Origin of the sequence: Marinomonas shanghaiensis (genome assembly GCF_003259175.1) — a bacterium.
In the GTDB taxonomy this organism is placed as follows: domain Bacteria; phylum Pseudomonadota; class Gammaproteobacteria; order Pseudomonadales; family Marinomonadaceae; genus Marinomonas; species Marinomonas shanghaiensis.
This window is the reverse complement of the sequence record NZ_QGOK01000036.1, coordinates 22,382-37,533: the sequence shown is the minus strand read 5'-3', so window position 1 is coordinate 37,533 and position 15,152 is coordinate 22,382. Positions and strand designations below refer to the sequence as shown.

The following is a 15,152-nucleotide window of genomic DNA, read 5'->3' as shown; positions in this document are numbered from 1 at the left end:
TCGTTATATCGTCCAAGTAGTCTGTTTTGTTCAAGAAAAGTTCTTTGACGGCCTGAAGGCCGATCTACACGTGATTGGTTTTGTAGGTCGCAGCTTTAGCGCGTCAAATGGGTTGCAAAGGCTGAATGCTTTTTGACGGCCTGAAGGCCGACCTACAGGTGATTGTTTTTTGTAGGTCGCGGCTTTAGCTCGACAAGGTGGTTTTTAATGTCATTTTAGTCTCTAAACAGAATAGAATAAAAACGATTATTCATGATGTAAATTATGATGTTTTTTTAGATTTTTTGACTTTTTAAACTCAGATGTTGAGGTGGTTATCGTGAAAAGAATGATTTTTAGGAATGGTTATGCGGCATAAGAAAGGGCAGAAAAGTGCGGATAATGCGAATACTCTAAAATTGGTTGTTTCGCAGTTTTTAATCAATTTAGGGGATGTTTTGATTAATCCTAAAGTGACTTTGCCTTGGCTCTTGCAAAGCTTAGGTGCTCCTTTGTATTTGTTGGGTTGGTTGGTTCCAATACGTGAGTCAGGCTCTTTGTTGCCTCAGATAGCCATTGCTCATTTTATGTATAAAATAAAAATACGAAAATGGGTCTGGGTATTGGGCAGTATTATTCAGTCCTTATGTGTTGTGGTGATAGGCAGTACGGCATTGCTATTTGAGGGGGCGAGCGCTGGTTGGATTATCATTGTTGCTTTAGTCTTGTTTAGTGTCGCAAGAGGGCTGAATTCGGTTGCTTCGAAAGATGTCTTGGGGAAGACCGTTGCAAAGGACAGGCGTGGAAGGGTGACGGGATGGTCAGCGAGTGCTTCGGGTATGATCACGATTGTGATTGCAGTGTACATGTTGCTTTTTTTCGATGGCGATCGAGAAAACGTTAATTTTTATGTTTGGGCTATTGTTATAGCGACACTGATTTGGCTGTTAGCTGCTCTAATATATTCTTCTGTACAGGAGCCACTGAGTCAAATTGATGATAAGGAGACCAGTTTTTTTGCGGTTTTCAAAGAACTAAGTTTGTTAAAAACCGATGTGGTGTTTCGTGAGTTTGTGATTGCTCGTTCATTGTTTTTATGTGCGGCTTTAGGGGCTCCTTACTATGTGCTGATTGCTCAGCAAAAATCCGATAACGCTGGCTTTGTTTTAGGGTTATTCATACTGGTCAGTGGTTTAGCTTCTTTATTGTCATCACCTTTTTGGGGATTGTTTTCTGATTACTCTAGCCGAAAAGTGATGTTGATTGCTTCATTGCTCAGTTCTTTGTCGGGTATCGCTTTATTTTTCAGTATCAAATTATTATCAGACACCTCTTGTGTCATCTGGTCTGTCGCTATTTTGTATTTCGTTTTGAGTGTTGCTCATCAGGGGGTGAGAATAGGACGTAAGACATATTTGGTCAATTTAGGTGATGGTAATAAACGAACCCGTTATGTGTCGGTTAGTAATACTATTATTGGTATTGTTTTGTTAGGGATGAGCAGTATCAGTTTGCTGAGTTATGCGGTTTCTTTGGAAGGGCTTGTTTTGATATTTTCACTCATTACCGTAGTGGGTGGTTTTATGGTAATTCGTCTACCAGAGATTTAAAAAGCGACTATCTTTTTAGAGATAGTCGTCGCTTTTTAATGTCTTTAAATGGATTAGTTTGGCAATGGAATGGAAGGAGCGTGCTTTATTCGGTTTAAGACGACGGTAGAGGTTAAGTCCCTTACGCAGGGGAGTTTAGCAAGGGATTCGCTTAGGAATGTTGAAAGAGAAGGTAAGTTTTCACTGATTACTCTTAACCAATAGTCCGCTTCGCCACTGACTGAATAGCATTCTAATATTTTCGGAATTTCAATAATGGCTTGTTGGAACTGCGTATCTGAGTTCTTAATGCTTTTATCAAGCGTAACACTGACAAATGCCGTTACCTGATAGCCAAGTTCGCTGGCATTGAGTTGTGTAAAGTAGGCTTCAATCAGGTTGCTCTGTTCTAGCCTTTGTAAACGTCTTGAGCATTGGGAGGGCGATAGATTGATTTGCTCTGATAGTGCGACGTTAGTCAGCCTTGCATTTGTCTGGAGTGCCTTTAGCAGACGCCAATCATAGCTGTCTAATTCAATGTGGTTCATTCAAGTTTCCTTGTCAGCATCTTATGTACTGTTTTTTTATATAGGCTTAATGGCTTTAAAGCCGCAGCGTTTAGAATAAGCGGTTTTATAAAGTAAACAAGTTATAAAGCGTTTTTTTTACTGATTTTTAGACATTTTTTTGCACTATTGTTGCTTTGGGATTTTCTGTATTCAAATGATACTCATAAAAAATGCCGCATATCGTTATCGATAGCGGCATTTTGATATGTTTATCGTTGAATATATTGATGGTCTTATTTAGGCAGGTTTTTGGCTAACCATGACAGTGCTTCGGGATAAGGCTGCGGAAGTGCTAAGCCTGTTAGTGCTGTTTGTAATACCTCACTATCACCTGAGCAAAAATTTAAATGCCCAACTTTTCTTCCAGGGCGAACTTCTTTTTTGTACCAATAAAGCTCCAAGCCTTGAAGTTTGAGCCACTCATAGTCGAGATCAACACCAATTAAGTTGACCATCATGCTTTGGTTCTTGATTTCAGCTGGCGCTAATGGAAGACCTGTCACTGCACGTACGTGGTTTTCAAATTGGCATGTGCTCGCACCTGCTTGTGTCCAGTGCCCGCTGTTATGGACGCGTGGCGCAAGCTCATTAATGAGTAATTGGTCACCAACACGAAAGCACTCCATCGCCATTACGCCAACATAATCCAAAGCATTCATCAGCTTGCTAAGCATTGCTTCGGCTTGATTCTGAAGTGGTTTAAGTCGCTCTAGAGGAGAGATAGATGCGTATAAAATGCCGTTAATATGAAGGTTGAGAGTGAGTGGGTAAAAATGCGTTTCACCGCTTTTGCCTCGAACACCGACTAGTGATACTTCTTCGTCAAAGTTAATGGCTTGTTCTGCAATGGCGTGACCTTTCCAATCTGGCGGAATTTCAGTGCTTTCGGGCTGTTTTAACCAGTATTGACCTTTGCCGTCGTAACCACCACGGCGTCGTTTTAATAAAACACGATCACCTAGCGCTTCATGAGCTTTTTCAGCGGTAGAGTCTGATTCGACTGGAAACCATGGTGCTGTGGCGAGCTCTAAGCGGTCTAGCCATTGCTTTTGCGTTAATCGATCAGCCAGTTGTGGAAAAGTGGCTAGGTTAACGAAGTTACTGTGTGTAGCAAGTTGTTTAGTGGCGATTGTTTCAGGCCATTCCTCTCTTTCTGCTGTTACGATATCAGTCGTACCTAGTGTTAAGGTTTCAGTAGACTCAATATCAACAGGTCGAACGTCAATGCCTAGTGGGGTGCCCGCTTGTTTTAGCATGGCGCCTAGTTGGCCTGCACCTAATACCCATAGAACGGTCATAAATTAAGCCTCTCTAGGGTCTGGATTCGCTAAAACACTCTCAGTTTGGTGTTTTCTGAAGGCGTCTATTTTCTTGGCTAGTTCGGGGTTAGAGACAGCGAGAATCTGACAGGCTAATAAACCTGCGTTAAAGGCACCGGCACTACCAATAGCTAAAGTTCCTACCGCGACACCTTTTGGCATTTGTGCGATAGACAGCAAGCTGTCCATACCGTTTAGGGCTTTGCTTTGTACTGGTACACCCAGAACAGGCAAACGAGTGTGAGCGGCCACCATGCCAGGTAAATGTGCCGCGCCACCTGCACCGCCAATAATCACTTTAAAGCCTTTTTCTGCAGCGCTTTCTGAAAATTCTGCAAGTTTGACGGGGGTTCTGTGAGCTGAAACAACTTCTACATGGTAGCTGACGCCAAGGGCATCCATTATTTCCGCGGCGCCTTCCATGGTTGCCCAATCGCTTTTTGATCCCATTATTAGGGCTACATCTGCTTGCAAAATTATTCTCCTATTGGTGTTCAACGTGGTATTGAGGAGGTTAAACGTTGAATCTATCAATGAAATTGGTCGTACATATATGTGGCCTAACACATTTATGGACGACAAGATTTGACGGCTAATATAGCCGATTTTGAAGAAAACCGCGAGCTTTGGCGAGTGTTCAGGTCTTTATAGAGGGAAAAGAAAAGAGCGACTAGAGTCGCTCTTGGAGGTATTTTTCGTAATCTGGAATCTGTCGTTCAAATTCGCTTTCGAATAGAGGAGACGTTACCAAAAAATTGGCTGAGGAAACGCTACAAGCAATCGGGATATTCCAAACTGCAGCGACTCGAAGCAGAGCCTTAATGTCAGGATCATGGGGCATTGGTTCGAAAGGGTCCCAGAAAAAAATCAGCACATCAATCTTGCCTTCAGCAATGAGACCGCCGAGCTGTTGGTCGCCACCCAGCGGGCCACTTATAAGGGAATGAACAGGAACGTCTAGCTGTTTCTGCATTAAATTCCCTGTTGTCCCTGTTGCCATTAGGTTGTGCTTAATCAGTTTCTCTTTATGCATTTCTGCCCACTCAATAAGAGCGGGTTTCATATTGTCATGAGCAACCAGAGCGACATTTTTGCGCTCTGGCGTCGTGATCATTTTTTGTTGTAACGTTTTCCCTTTCACTGTGGTTTATTCCTCAGTAGCGCCCACTTTTACGACTTTCATCATATTGGTTGTACCGTAACTTACCAGATGGTCGCCTTTTGTCACGATGACAAGATCGCCGTCCTTGATCAGTCCAAGAGATTTAACATGGTTAACCAAGCCTGCCACAATGGTATCTACGTTGAACTCTTGAGAAGAGAAAGCCACGGGCGTTACACCACGATAAAGATTTACTTTATTGAGAGTGGCTTGGTTTGGAGACAAGGCATAGATTGGCAGACCAGAACTAATGCGAGACATCAATAGTGGTGTTGTACCTGAATCAGTCAAACTGATGATTGCTTTAACGCCTTCCAAGTGGTTAGCCGCATACATAGCCGACATTGCAATGGTTTCGTCAATGCTAGTAAAGGTTACATCGATACGGTGTTTAGAGCGATTGATTGCAGGTTGCTTTTCGGCTCCTAAACAAACACGGTTCATGGTCTTAATAACTTCTTCTGGGTACGCACCAGCTGCTGTTTCGGCAGAAAGCATGACCGCATCTGTGCCATCAAGTACTGCGTTCGCTACGTCAAATACTTCCGCGCGAGTTGGCATGGCACTGGTAATCATGGTTTCCATCATTTGTGTCGCTGTAATAACTGGACGGTTCAATTGACGGCAGCGTTTGATCATGTGTTTTTGCACACCAATCAACTCCGCATCACCAATTTCAACGCCTAAGTCGCCACGAGCAACCATAACTGCGTCAGAAGCAAGAATAATAGCATCCAGTGTTTCGTTGTCAGCAACGGCTTCAGCACGCTCTACTTTAGAAACAATACCAGCTTTTAGGCCCGCAGCCTCAGCCAGCGCTCGAGCCTCATGTAAATCGTCAGCACAGCGTGGGAAAGAAACCGCTAGATAATCTGCTTTTAATGCGGCTGCTGTTTTAATATCTTCTTTGTCTTTCTCTGTCAGCGCTGCAGCAGAGAGTCCACCGCCTTGACGGTTTATCCCTTTATTATTGGACAGTGCGCCACCAACGATGACCTTAGTGATAACTTCTTGTCCTTTTACTTCTAACACTTCAAGCACAACACGGCCATCATCAAGCAGTAAGACGTTGCCTGGCTGAGAATCTTTTGCTAGCTGAGGATAATCAATACCAACACGAGTCTCATCGCCACTGTTCTTATCAAAACCGACGTCTAGGATAAAAGTTGCGCCGTCTTTCAGTTCAATTTTAGTATTTTTGAAGCGAGCAATACGGATTTTTGGACCTTGTAAGTCTCCAAGGATGGCCACATGGCGACCATTTTTTCTAGCCATTTCACGAACAACCTCAGCGCGATTGATGTGATCTTCTGGCTGACCGTGGGAGAAATTTAAGCGAAATACGTTGGCTCCCGCTAAAATCAATTTTTCGATCATTTCTGGAGAGCTGGAAGCAGGGCCTAAGGTGGCAACAATTTTAGTTCTACGAGTCATTTTATTTACCAAAGATTAGAAAGCGTGAAGTGAAGTATAAGAGACGACGAAGGCTGCGTCAGCAGCCTTCGTGTATTTTGACTATTTCGCAGCCATTAATGCGATAGTATTGTCGAGCATTCGGTTTGAGAATCCCCATTCGTTATCATACCAAGCCATGATTTTAACAAGCTTGCCTTGAACACGGGTTTGTGTCGCATCAAAATTAGACGTATAAGTGCTGTGATTAAAGTCAGAAGAAACAAGTGGCTCATAGTTAACGTGCAATACTTGAGCAAGAATTGGATCTGCTTTAATAGCGTCTTCGATGATCTGGTTGACTTCTTTTACAGTGGTTTCACGAGGCGCTAAGAAGGTTAGGTCAACCAAGGATACGTTGATTGTAGGAACGCGAACGGCCATACCGTCAAACTTACCTACCAACTCTGGAACAACAAGACCAACAGCGGCAGCTGCACCTGTTTTACTTGGAATCATGTTTTGTGCTGCAGCACGAGCACGATACAAGTCTTCGTGATAGACATCAGAAAGACGTTGGTCATTAGTATAAGCATGAATAGTTGTCATTAGACCACTTTCGATACCTAACTTGTCACTCAAAGGTTTCGCAACAGGTGCTAGGCAGTTAGTGGTGCAAGAGGCATTAGAAATGACCGTCATGTCAGAAGTAAGAACATGTTGGTTTACGCCATAAACAACGGTTGCATCAACATCTTTGCCTGGTGCAGAAATGATGACTTTCTTTGCACCCGCTGTGATGTGAGCACTGGCTTTTTCTTTTGTGGTAAAGAAGCCGGTACATTCGTAAACAACGTCAACACCTAATTCAGCCCAAGGCAGATCGGCAGGGTTGCGTTCAGAGAAAGTACGGATTTTGTCATTATTAACGTACAGGGCTTCATCATCAAAGGTAACGTCTGCATTAAAGCGGCCATGAACTGTATCGTATTTTGTTAAATGAGCGTTGGTTTTTGAATCGCCAAGATCATTAATCGCGACGATTTGGATTTGATCTCGTTTACCTGATTCGTACAGCGCTCTCAGAGTGTTGCGTCCAATGCGTCCATAACCGTTAATAGCTACCTTAATCGTCATACTCACCTCTAAAAAATAGTGCGGAAATTGTGTTGTTTTCGAATTCGAACACATCACGTTCAATATTGTTCTTTGACGTAAAAATACTACATAAGTAATTTTTTAATCAAGGATTAGTAACAAAATCCTTTCATTTTGGCTGTTTTTTAATCAAATAATGATCGGAGACAAATATTGTACAGATTTATGTTACAAACGTAAGCGTATTTTAGCTGAAATTATGGCGCTGGCTGAATAGTTTTGTAAAAAAATTACAAAATATGCATTTATTTTTAGATTTTACTGGGTTTTGAGCGTGAAATTAATTTAAAATGTAGTAATATTACATAAAATCTATGCATCGGGCGGGGTGCTAGGTTAACAGAATGAAAATGGAGAGAAGCATGAATCCGATTGTTGCTAAGGTAACGAACGATATTATTGAACGAAGCAAAGCGCTTCGTGAGCAATACCTTAAAGATATGAAGAAAGCGCAAGAGCATGGGCCACATAGAGGCAAGTTGTCCTGCGGTAACTTGGCTCATGGCTTCGCGGCATGCCAACCTCAAGACAAGCAAAAGTTAACCTTAATGGAAGAGGCGAATATCGGTATTGTCTCTTCTTATAACGATATGCTGTCCGCTCATCAACCTTACGAAAATTATCCTGATCTAATTCGTGCGGCGGTTCAGGAAATGGGCTCTGTTGCTCAATTTGCTGGTGGTGTACCTGCCATGTGTGATGGTGTGACCCAAGGTCAAGATGGCATGGAGTTGAGTCTCTTTAGCCGCGACAATATCGCACAAGGTGCGGCGATCGCGCTTTCACACAATATGTTTGATGCTGCTATTTATTTAGGCATCTGTGACAAAATCGTCCCAGGTCTTTTAATTGCTGCTTTGCGTTTTGGCCATCTACCTGCTTTGTTTATTCCTGCAGGTCCAATGCGTTCTGGTATTACCAACGCAGCGAAAGCAGCGGTTCGTCAGCGTTATGCACAGGGTCAAGCTTCTCGTGAGGAGTTGCTTGAAGCGGAAGCGGCTTCCTATCACAGCGCAGGTACTTGTACCTTCTATGGCACTGCTAACTCAAATCAGTTGTTGGTTGAAATCATGGGGCTTCAGCTTCCAGGTTCTTCTTTTGTTAACCCTGATGATCCATTACGTGGTGCATTGACGAAATACGCTTCTCAGCTGTCTACTAAGATTACCGCGCTGGGTCGAGACTATCGCCCTTTATATGAAATAGTGGATGAGCGTAGCATTGTTAACTCGATCGTTGGGTTGTTGGCGACGGGTGGTTCTACCAATCATACTATGCACATTGTCGCCTATGCTCGTGCAGCGGGCATTATTATTACATGGGATGATTTCTCGGCTCTCTCTAAAGTGGTGCCATCATTGACTAAAATTTATCCGAATGGCCAAGCCGATATTAACCACTTCCATGCGGCGGGTGGTATGGCATTCTTAGTTAAGCAATTGCTGAAAGGTGGTTTGTTGCATGAAGATGTCAACACCATTGTAGGTAAAGGGCTTACACATTACACCAAAGAGCCTTTCTTAGACGGTGATAATCTTGTGTGGCGAGATGGCACCGAAGAAAGTTTGGATACCAATGTCGTGCGACCTATTGATAATCCGTTCAGCAAAGAAGGCGGCTTAGCATTACTGAAAGGAAACCTTGGTCGCTCTGTGATTAAAGTGTCTGCCGTGAAAGATGAAAATCGAATTATTGAAGCGCCAGCGGCGGTATTTCATAGTCAAAATGCTTTGGCTGATGCGATTGCCAGTGGTGCGTTGAAACGCGATTGTGTGGCGGTTGTGCGTTTTCAAGGACCTAAAGCATTGGGTATGCCAGAATTGCATAAATTAACGCCTTACCTTGGTAATCTGCAAGATCAGGGTTACCGCGTGGCGTTAGTAACAGACGGCCGTATGTCTGGCGCATCGGGCAAAGTGCCTGCTGCCATCCATTTGACACCTGAAGCATTAGCTGGCGGCTTGATTGCTAAGATTCATGACGGCGACATGATTCGTTTGGATGCCGTTGAAGGGACCTTGTCTGTGCTGATTTCAGAAGAAGAGCTGAATAAACGAGAAGCGGCTCAGCAAGATCTAACAGACTCTCATCAAGGTATGGGACGAGAACTATTTAGCGCACAACGTATTCTAGTAAGTGGCGCAGAGCAAGGTGCATGCAGCTTGTTCAATGATTAAACCTTTCCTCTGACTACTAACATTTGTTAGTAAATGGTGTTTAGGGGCTTGTTTCAAGCCCCATTTTTTTGCCTGCAATTTGTTGCTTCTCTGTTTTTCCTTGTACAGTCTATTTTCTTTGTGGCGCACTCTTAACCTTAAAGTACAAGCCCTAAGAGAGTCCTAGCCAATGAATCGAATAGCCTGCTACTCATATTTCGTGCGACGTTTACACAATAAAAAGGCCCGAATCCATTAACGGATTCGGGCCTTTTTCAGTAATAAGCTCGTTGCTTAGTCCATTGTGTCTAGTGCTTTTTCATATTCATCGAAAGAGTCAGTTACAGACTCTTCTGGCGCACCCGTTGCTAGACTTACGACAAGAATAGCGATGGTAGACAGTAAGAAACCAGGAACGATTTCGTATAGGTCAAAAATGCCGCCAGTCAATTGTTTCCATACAACGACAGTTACACCACCTACGACAATACCAGCAAGTGCTCCGTTGCGGTTCATGTTGCGCCAGAATAGGCTCAATAGAATGGCTGGACCGAAGGCCGCGCCAAAACCAGCCCATGCGTAAGATACTAGGCCAAGTACTGAGCTTTCAGGGTTTAATGCAAGTACCAGTGCAACAATAGAAATAGCCACAACGGCAAAGCGTCCAACATTCACGATTTGTTTTTGCGTTGCTTGTTTATTGAACAATTGCTTGTAAAAATCTTCAGCCAGAGCAGAAGACGATACCAATAGTTGAGAGTCGGCAGTACTCATGATCGCCGCTAAAATAGCCGCAAGAAGAATGCCTGCTACGATTGGATGGAAAACAGCATTGACCAGAATCATGAAGATTTTTTCAGGGTCCGCTAGATTGCCAGCTAAGTTGCTATCGACAAAGGTGATGCCGACTAAGCCAATAAGCAGAGCGCCAACCATAGAAAGGAATGTCCAGATAACGGCAATACGGCGTGCTGTTTTAATGTCTTTGTTTGAACGAGATGCTTTAAAGCGAGCAAGAATATGTGGTTGGCCGAAGTAACCTAATCCCCAAGCCACTAACGAGATAATGCCAATCGTTGTCAATGGTTCGCCGCTGATGTTGGTCCAGATATTCAATAGCTCAGGATTTTTTGCTGTTAGTGTACTAGAAAGATCTGACCAGCCGCCATCAAGTGCTACAAGTGGAACAATCACTAAGGCAGCGCTCATCATTAAGCCTTGAACTAGGTCTGTCCAAGCAACCGCAAGGAAGCCACCGAATAAGGTGTAAGAAACCACACAGACAGTGCCTATAATGACCGCATAGGTGTAATCCAAACCAAAGACAGTTTCAAATAATTTACCGCCAGCCACCAAACCAGAGCTTGTATAGAACAAGAAGAACAGTAGGATAAAGAGCGCTGAAATGGTTTGAATCAATTTAGATTTGTCATTGAAGCGAGTTGACAAAAAGTCAGGAAGGGTAAGCGCGTTGTTCGCTTTTATGCTGTAAGTTCTAAGGCGTTTTGCGCAGATTAGCCAGTTCAGCCATGTTCCGGCAAGAAGACCACCGGCAATCCAGACGGCTTCCATACCAGCGGCGAAGGCGTATCCAGGTAGACCAAGAAGTAACCAGCCACTCATATCAGAAGCGCCTGCTGATAGTGCGGTTGGCCAAGGACCCAGAGAGCGCCCACCAAGGAAGTAGTCCTCCGAGCTGGAGGTAAGTTTGTAAGCGTACAGCCCAATTCCTAGCATAACTACTAGATAGGCTAGGAATGTAAAGCTGATAGCATAGCTGCTTTCTATCATTATTGTCCCCTAATGGAATTATTACGGGTGAAATAACCTTGGATAGATAAGGCTATTTAATCAGTACGGATATATTTCATCCAACTATTGCGATGACCAGCAATGTGACTGATTGAAAGATGGTGCTTAAAATAAGCGTCGTCTAGATCACACCCGAAAGAGTTATAATTGTTAAATCGTTACTGTGATAGCCGTTGATTTAATATGTAAGAATAATCAGATTCTCGTAAAGAGAATGAATCGCATTATGACATATTCAAAGACCTTAAGCGATTCTAAGTGGCTGTGTCAGGATAATCTTTCAAATTTCTCGGACAAAGTTACAAAAAAATCTGATGCTTCTGCCGAAACGGTCAATTAGTTCAAATATCTGTCTATTTAAGGGGGACGTTGTAGGGGCAAAGAAAAAAACAGGCGCGCAATTGACGCCTGTTTTTATGAGATTACTTCTTTTCTACTTTTGGTAGGCGGGTGTCTTGCACACTTTGTTTGAGCTTTTTAAGGTGAGCATTGAATTCTGGGCCACGTTTTAATAGAACACCTGTTGCCAGAGCATCAATTAGAGTCAGATAGACAATACGTGAACTCATTGGTGTATAGATGTCCGTATCTTCCGTCTCTTCAATCGGTAATACAATTGAACAGTGTTCAGTAAGGGGGGAATCAGGGTTAGTGATACCAATCACGGAGGCACCTGTTGCTCTTGCCACCCTCGCAGTTTCAATTAAAGGCAGAGTTCGACCAGTGTAGGAAATAATAACGATCGCATCGCCTGAATGGGCACCAGCCGCTGCCATACGTTGTACCAATATATCTGTGTAGGCAACCACGGGCATGTTTAAACGAAAGAACTTATGGTGTGCATCTTTGGCAACAGGGCCAGATGCGCCCAATCCATAAAATTCGATCCGGCGTGCCTGAGCCAATACATCTACCGCTCGGCTTATCAGCGACTCAGGTAAAATCTCTTGCGCGCGCGTTAGGTTGTTTTTGGCTGCTTCAAATATTTTGGCTGTGACAGCACCAGGTGCATCATCAGGTTCTACGTTTAAATTAACATAGGGAGTACCTGTTGCTAGACTTTGGGCAAGGGAGACTTTGAAATCAGGGAAGCCGCTGCCGATAAGGCTGCGACAAAAACGGTTTACCGTCGGCTCACTGACTTCCGCTCTGGCTGCAAGTTTTGCAATACTGGAATGAATCGTGGTTTTAGGGTCGGCAAGAATGGCTTCCGCTACTTTTCGCTCGGATTTGCTTAATGTGCTCAGCCTTTCTTGTATTTTACGAATAATGTCTTCGTGTTTATTCATTTATCTACTTCAAAGTTGTCTATTGACTCGGATGGTTCGGTTGTTCATTCTGACAGCCGCTTCTAATTCTGGCAATAAAAAAGGGTTTTAAATGGCTCACTTAACAGCCTATTTTGATGAAATGGCGAGTATTTTGCCTGAATTCAATAAAATTCAAGTCATACCGTTGGAAGAAGGGTTCTCCAATAAGGTATATCGTTTAGTTTGGAATGAAATTTCCCAAATGGTGCTGCGCGTTCCCGCGTTAGATGAATCGACTTTTGGCATTAATCGAAGGGCCGAAATGACGATTTTGCTTGCGGCGACAAAGGCGGGTATTTCCCCTCCTATTTTCTGGCATGATAAACAAGGTGCATTTGCTTGCCAGTTTGTTATTCAGTCTTCATTAGGTTGGGATGTTATGCATTCCAACAGCAGTATTAAAAGAATGGCGCATGCGTTAGTACAAGCGCATGCGCTGCCAGAGGTTGATCATCCTTTTTGTGTATATGATCTAATTGAACATTATCTGCAGTCGATCGAATACTTCTTGCCGACTCGTCCTGATGTGCAACTAGAATTGCTGTATTTGCGAGCTCTGTTTAAGGATTTGCCTCGAGTGGTATCCTGCTTCCCCCCAGTGGTCTGTCATAATGACCTTAATCCGAAAAATGTTTTAATGGATGACGATGTCATATGGCTGATAGATTGGGAATATACTGGCATGGGCGACCCCTTGTTTGATTTAGCAGTAGTGGCCCGCTCTCATAATTTAACTCGCGAGCAGCAAGTGTATTTGATAGAAAGCTACGATGGGTCGCTTGATATAGAAGATGCTCTAAATACAATCACCCAATACAGTTTGGCCTACTCGCTACGAGAAATGGTTTGGCTACTGTTAAAGCATTTAACCACGCCTGAAGACCCAGAAGCTTGGCCGTTTTATTTGGATTTCAGAACGATGCCATCGCTCAATCCTTTTTTGGAATCTGCTTCAAGTTAATAACCTTTTTATAGGGTAAGAATAAAATATGACGTTAATTTCAAGTTGGCAAACACGATTGGCTGACGAATTTAATAAAGACTACATGCAGGCTTTACAGCAGTTTCTTGCTTCTGAGCGAGAGCAGGGGAAAGTGATTTATCCGCCTGAAGCGGATCGTTTTACAGCCTTAAATAAAACCCCATTTGAACACGTGCGAGTCGTGATTCTTGGTCAAGACCCATATCACGGGGAGAATCAAGCACATGGTCTTTCTTTTTCGGTAAAACCCAATATCAAAGTGCCGCCGTCATTGGTGAATATTTATAAAGAGCTTGAGATGGACTTGGGCATTCCCCCTGCCCAGCACGGTTTTTTGGAGCAATGGGCGGAACAGGGCGTGTTGTTATTGAATAGCGTGTTGACCGTGGAAGCAAGCAAAGCGGGTTCTCATCAAAATAAAGGTTGGGAAATCTTCACGGATAAAATTATTGAACAGATTAACGGCGAGCATCAGGGCGTCGTGTTTATGTTGTGGGGTGCTTACGCACAGAAAAAAGGTCGTCATATCGATCGTGATAAACATTGTGTGCTAGAAAGTGTGCATCCATCGCCCTTGTCTGTGTATCGTGGTTTTTTAGGGTGCCAACATTTTTCTAAAGCCAATGAATACTTAATGAGTCAGGGTAAGAGTCCCATCGAGTGGGCTCTTTCGCCAATAGTAAGCACTCGCAATGTCGAGTTTGATGCACAGATCGGTTTGCTTTTTTAAGCGGGTTTTATAGCGTCGATTGACGCTATAAAACGTTGCCACAATCGCAACTATTTTTTGCTATCAAGGGCGTAGGGAAGTGGAAGTAAGATTATTTCTTTATTGTCCAAAAGCAGTTGCTCTACTTCGTTTGGTTCAACATTCAAAATAATTTGAGCATAATATGTGTCTTTAATCTGTGTAGAAGAGAACACTTGACCTACGCTCTTTCCTTGCTCATCGACAATGTCTTTTGTTGTGTCGATGTGGCCTTGCCAAGTGACTAATGCCAGTTGCTTTTTCGACTTGCCTTTATATTGCATACGCGCAACGATTTCTTGTCCCGTATAGCAGCCTTTAGTGAAGCTAATACCAGCAGTGCTTTGCATATTGAGCCATTGAGGCAAAATTGTTTCACTTTGTTCAAGATTGATAAGAGGGCGAGCGTTGAGTATTGCTAACGGAGCTAAATCTTGATTTTTTTCGGCTATCGCCGTGTTATCTTGTGAGCTAATAAGCCATTGAACCAATAATGGCTCATGGCTAATAGTTAGGGTCGCAATGTCGTTCTTTTGATCTACTGTAAAAAGAGTGGCTTGCTCAGGGGCGAGTACTTCTGTGCTTTTTGCCGATAGCTTTGTATAAACGGCATAATTATCCTGCTCATTGATCAACTCAGTCTTAAAAAATACCGCGTACTTTTTTAAATGTAACAAGGTTTTTTCGACAAGGTCCTTAGTCATCAGCATGAGTACATCGTCGTTGCGCTGAACAAGGTAAAAATTGCTGATAATGCGCCCTTTGATACTGCATATTGCACCATATAGGCCATTCGTTTGGGAGAGTTTGTTGAGATCGCAGGTTGTTTGACCTTGTAGAAATTTCTTTGCATCCAAGCCCGATACTCGCAAAACACCGATATCCTGCTGTTTCATGACGACGTCTTGGGTTTGCAGTGTTGAATGAATAATATCGTAAAGCGAAGTCATAAAGCTTTCCATAAAAAATAGACAGT

13 protein-coding genes are annotated in these 15,152 nt (G+C 43.2%); 4 read left to right on the top strand and 9 right to left on the bottom strand.

Annotated features, from left to right (window positions below; genetic code table 11):
- Positions 1 to 347: 347 nt before the first annotated feature.
- Positions 348 to 1,589 carry an MFS transporter gene (locus tag DKT73_RS19580; RefSeq protein ID WP_111640208.1) on the top strand — a complete coding sequence of 414 codons (1,242 nt, stop codon included), beginning with the start codon at positions 348 to 350 and terminating at the stop codon, positions 1,587 to 1,589.
- Between the two features lie 53 nt (positions 1,590 to 1,642).
- Here DKT73_RS19580 and DKT73_RS19575 read toward each other — a convergent pair whose 3' ends face one another.
- The 6 genes from DKT73_RS19575 to gap form a co-directional block, all read right to left on the bottom strand.
- Entirely contained in the window at positions 1,643 to 2,116 is a 474-nt protein-coding gene (locus DKT73_RS19575) for an Lrp/AsnC family transcriptional regulator (RefSeq protein ID WP_111640207.1), read from the bottom strand.
- A gap of 254 nt (positions 2,117 to 2,370) precedes the next feature.
- Entirely contained in the window at positions 2,371 to 3,435 is a 1,065-nt protein-coding gene (gene purK / locus DKT73_RS19570) for a 5-(carboxyamino)imidazole ribonucleotide synthase (protein ID WP_111640206.1), read from the bottom strand.
- Positions 3,436 to 3,438: 3 nt separating this feature from the next.
- Positions 3,439 to 3,930 carry a 5-(carboxyamino)imidazole ribonucleotide mutase gene (purE, locus tag DKT73_RS19565; RefSeq protein ID WP_111640205.1) on the bottom strand — a complete coding sequence of 164 codons (492 nt, stop codon included), beginning with the start codon at positions 3,928 to 3,930 and terminating at the stop codon, positions 3,439 to 3,441.
- 196 nt (positions 3,931 to 4,126) lie between these two features.
- Positions 4,127 to 4,597: a methylglyoxal synthase gene (locus DKT73_RS19560; protein ID WP_232827941.1), complete on the bottom strand. Its 471-nt coding sequence runs from the start codon at positions 4,595 to 4,597 to the stop codon at positions 4,127 to 4,129.
- A 6-nt stretch (positions 4,598 to 4,603) separates the two neighbouring features.
- Positions 4,604 to 6,052 (bottom strand): pyruvate kinase, encoded by a 1,449-nt coding sequence (gene pyk / locus DKT73_RS19555; protein WP_111640204.1) that lies wholly within the window; start codon positions 6,050 to 6,052, stop codon positions 4,604 to 4,606.
- 81 nt (positions 6,053 to 6,133) lie between these two features.
- Positions 6,134 to 7,147, bottom strand: coding sequence for a type I glyceraldehyde-3-phosphate dehydrogenase (gap, locus tag DKT73_RS19550; protein ID WP_111640203.1), 1,014 nt, complete (start codon positions 7,145 to 7,147; stop codon positions 6,134 to 6,136).
- Positions 7,148 to 7,530: 383 nt separating this feature from the next.
- On the opposite strand from gap, the gene edd reads away from it, so the two are divergent.
- Positions 7,531 to 9,345 carry a phosphogluconate dehydratase gene (gene edd, locus DKT73_RS19545; protein ID WP_111640202.1) on the top strand — a complete coding sequence of 605 codons (1,815 nt, stop codon included), beginning with the start codon at positions 7,531 to 7,533 and terminating at the stop codon, positions 9,343 to 9,345.
- Positions 9,346 to 9,618: 273 nt separating this feature from the next.
- Here the strand turns inward: edd and putP are convergent, their stop codons facing one another.
- Positions 9,619 to 11,115 carry a sodium/proline symporter PutP gene (gene putP, locus DKT73_RS19540; RefSeq protein ID WP_111640201.1) on the bottom strand — a complete coding sequence of 499 codons (1,497 nt, stop codon included), beginning with the start codon at positions 11,113 to 11,115 and terminating at the stop codon, positions 9,619 to 9,621.
- A gap of 443 nt (positions 11,116 to 11,558) precedes the next feature.
- A complete protein-coding gene (hexR, locus tag DKT73_RS19535) occupies positions 11,559 to 12,425 on the bottom strand; it encodes a transcriptional regulator HexR (protein WP_111640200.1) in 867 nt (288 codons plus the stop codon).
- 91 nt (positions 12,426 to 12,516) lie between these two features.
- On the opposite strand from hexR, the gene DKT73_RS19530 reads away from it, so the two are divergent.
- Both DKT73_RS19530 and ung read left to right on the top strand, forming a co-directional pair.
- Positions 12,517 to 13,407: a phosphotransferase gene (locus DKT73_RS19530; protein WP_111640199.1), complete on the top strand. Its 891-nt coding sequence runs from the start codon at positions 12,517 to 12,519 to the stop codon at positions 13,405 to 13,407.
- Positions 13,408 to 13,435: 28 nt separating this feature from the next.
- The gene (gene ung, locus DKT73_RS19525; protein WP_111640198.1) at positions 13,436 to 14,158 is read left to right on the top strand and encodes a uracil-DNA glycosylase; all 723 of its coding nucleotides are present in this window, start codon (positions 13,436 to 13,438) and stop codon (positions 14,156 to 14,158) included.
- 50 nt (positions 14,159 to 14,208) lie between these two features.
- Here ung and ygfZ read toward each other — a convergent pair whose 3' ends face one another.
- The gene (gene ygfZ, locus DKT73_RS19520; RefSeq protein WP_198666677.1) at positions 14,209 to 15,126 is read right to left on the bottom strand and encodes a CAF17-like 4Fe-4S cluster assembly/insertion protein YgfZ; all 918 of its coding nucleotides are present in this window, start codon (positions 15,124 to 15,126) and stop codon (positions 14,209 to 14,211) included.
- Between the last annotated feature and the right edge of the window lie 26 nt (positions 15,127 to 15,152).

Excerpts from the sequence above, each read along its gene's own strand:
- DKT73_RS19580 (WP_111640208.1), top strand. The coding sequence starts at position 348 with ATGCGGCATAAGAAAGGGCAGAAAAGTGCGGATAATGCGAATACTCTA.
- DKT73_RS19575 (WP_111640207.1), bottom strand. The coding sequence starts at position 2,116 with ATGAACCACATTGAATTAGACAGCTATGATTGGCGTCTGCTAAAGGCA.
- purK (WP_111640206.1), bottom strand. The coding sequence starts at position 3,435 with ATGACCGTTCTATGGGTATTAGGTGCAGGCCAACTAGGCGCCATGCTA.
- pyk (WP_111640204.1), bottom strand. The coding sequence starts at position 6,052 with ATGACTCGTAGAACTAAAATTGTTGCCACCTTAGGCCCTGCTTCCAGC.
- gap (WP_111640203.1), bottom strand. The coding sequence starts at position 7,147 with ATGACGATTAAGGTAGCTATTAACGGTTATGGACGCATTGGACGCAAC.
- edd (WP_111640202.1), top strand. The coding sequence starts at position 7,531 with ATGAATCCGATTGTTGCTAAGGTAACGAACGATATTATTGAACGAAGC.
- putP (WP_111640201.1), bottom strand. The coding sequence starts at position 11,115 with ATGATAGAAAGCAGCTATGCTATCAGCTTTACATTCCTAGCCTATCTA.
- hexR (WP_111640200.1), bottom strand. The coding sequence starts at position 12,425 with ATGAATAAACACGAAGACATTATTCGTAAAATACAAGAAAGGCTGAGC.
- DKT73_RS19530 (WP_111640199.1), top strand. The coding sequence starts at position 12,517 with ATGGCTCACTTAACAGCCTATTTTGATGAAATGGCGAGTATTTTGCCT.
- ung (WP_111640198.1), top strand. The coding sequence starts at position 13,436 with ATGACGTTAATTTCAAGTTGGCAAACACGATTGGCTGACGAATTTAAT.
- ygfZ (WP_198666677.1), bottom strand. The coding sequence starts at position 15,126 with ATGACTTCGCTTTACGATATTATTCATTCAACACTGCAAACCCAAGAC.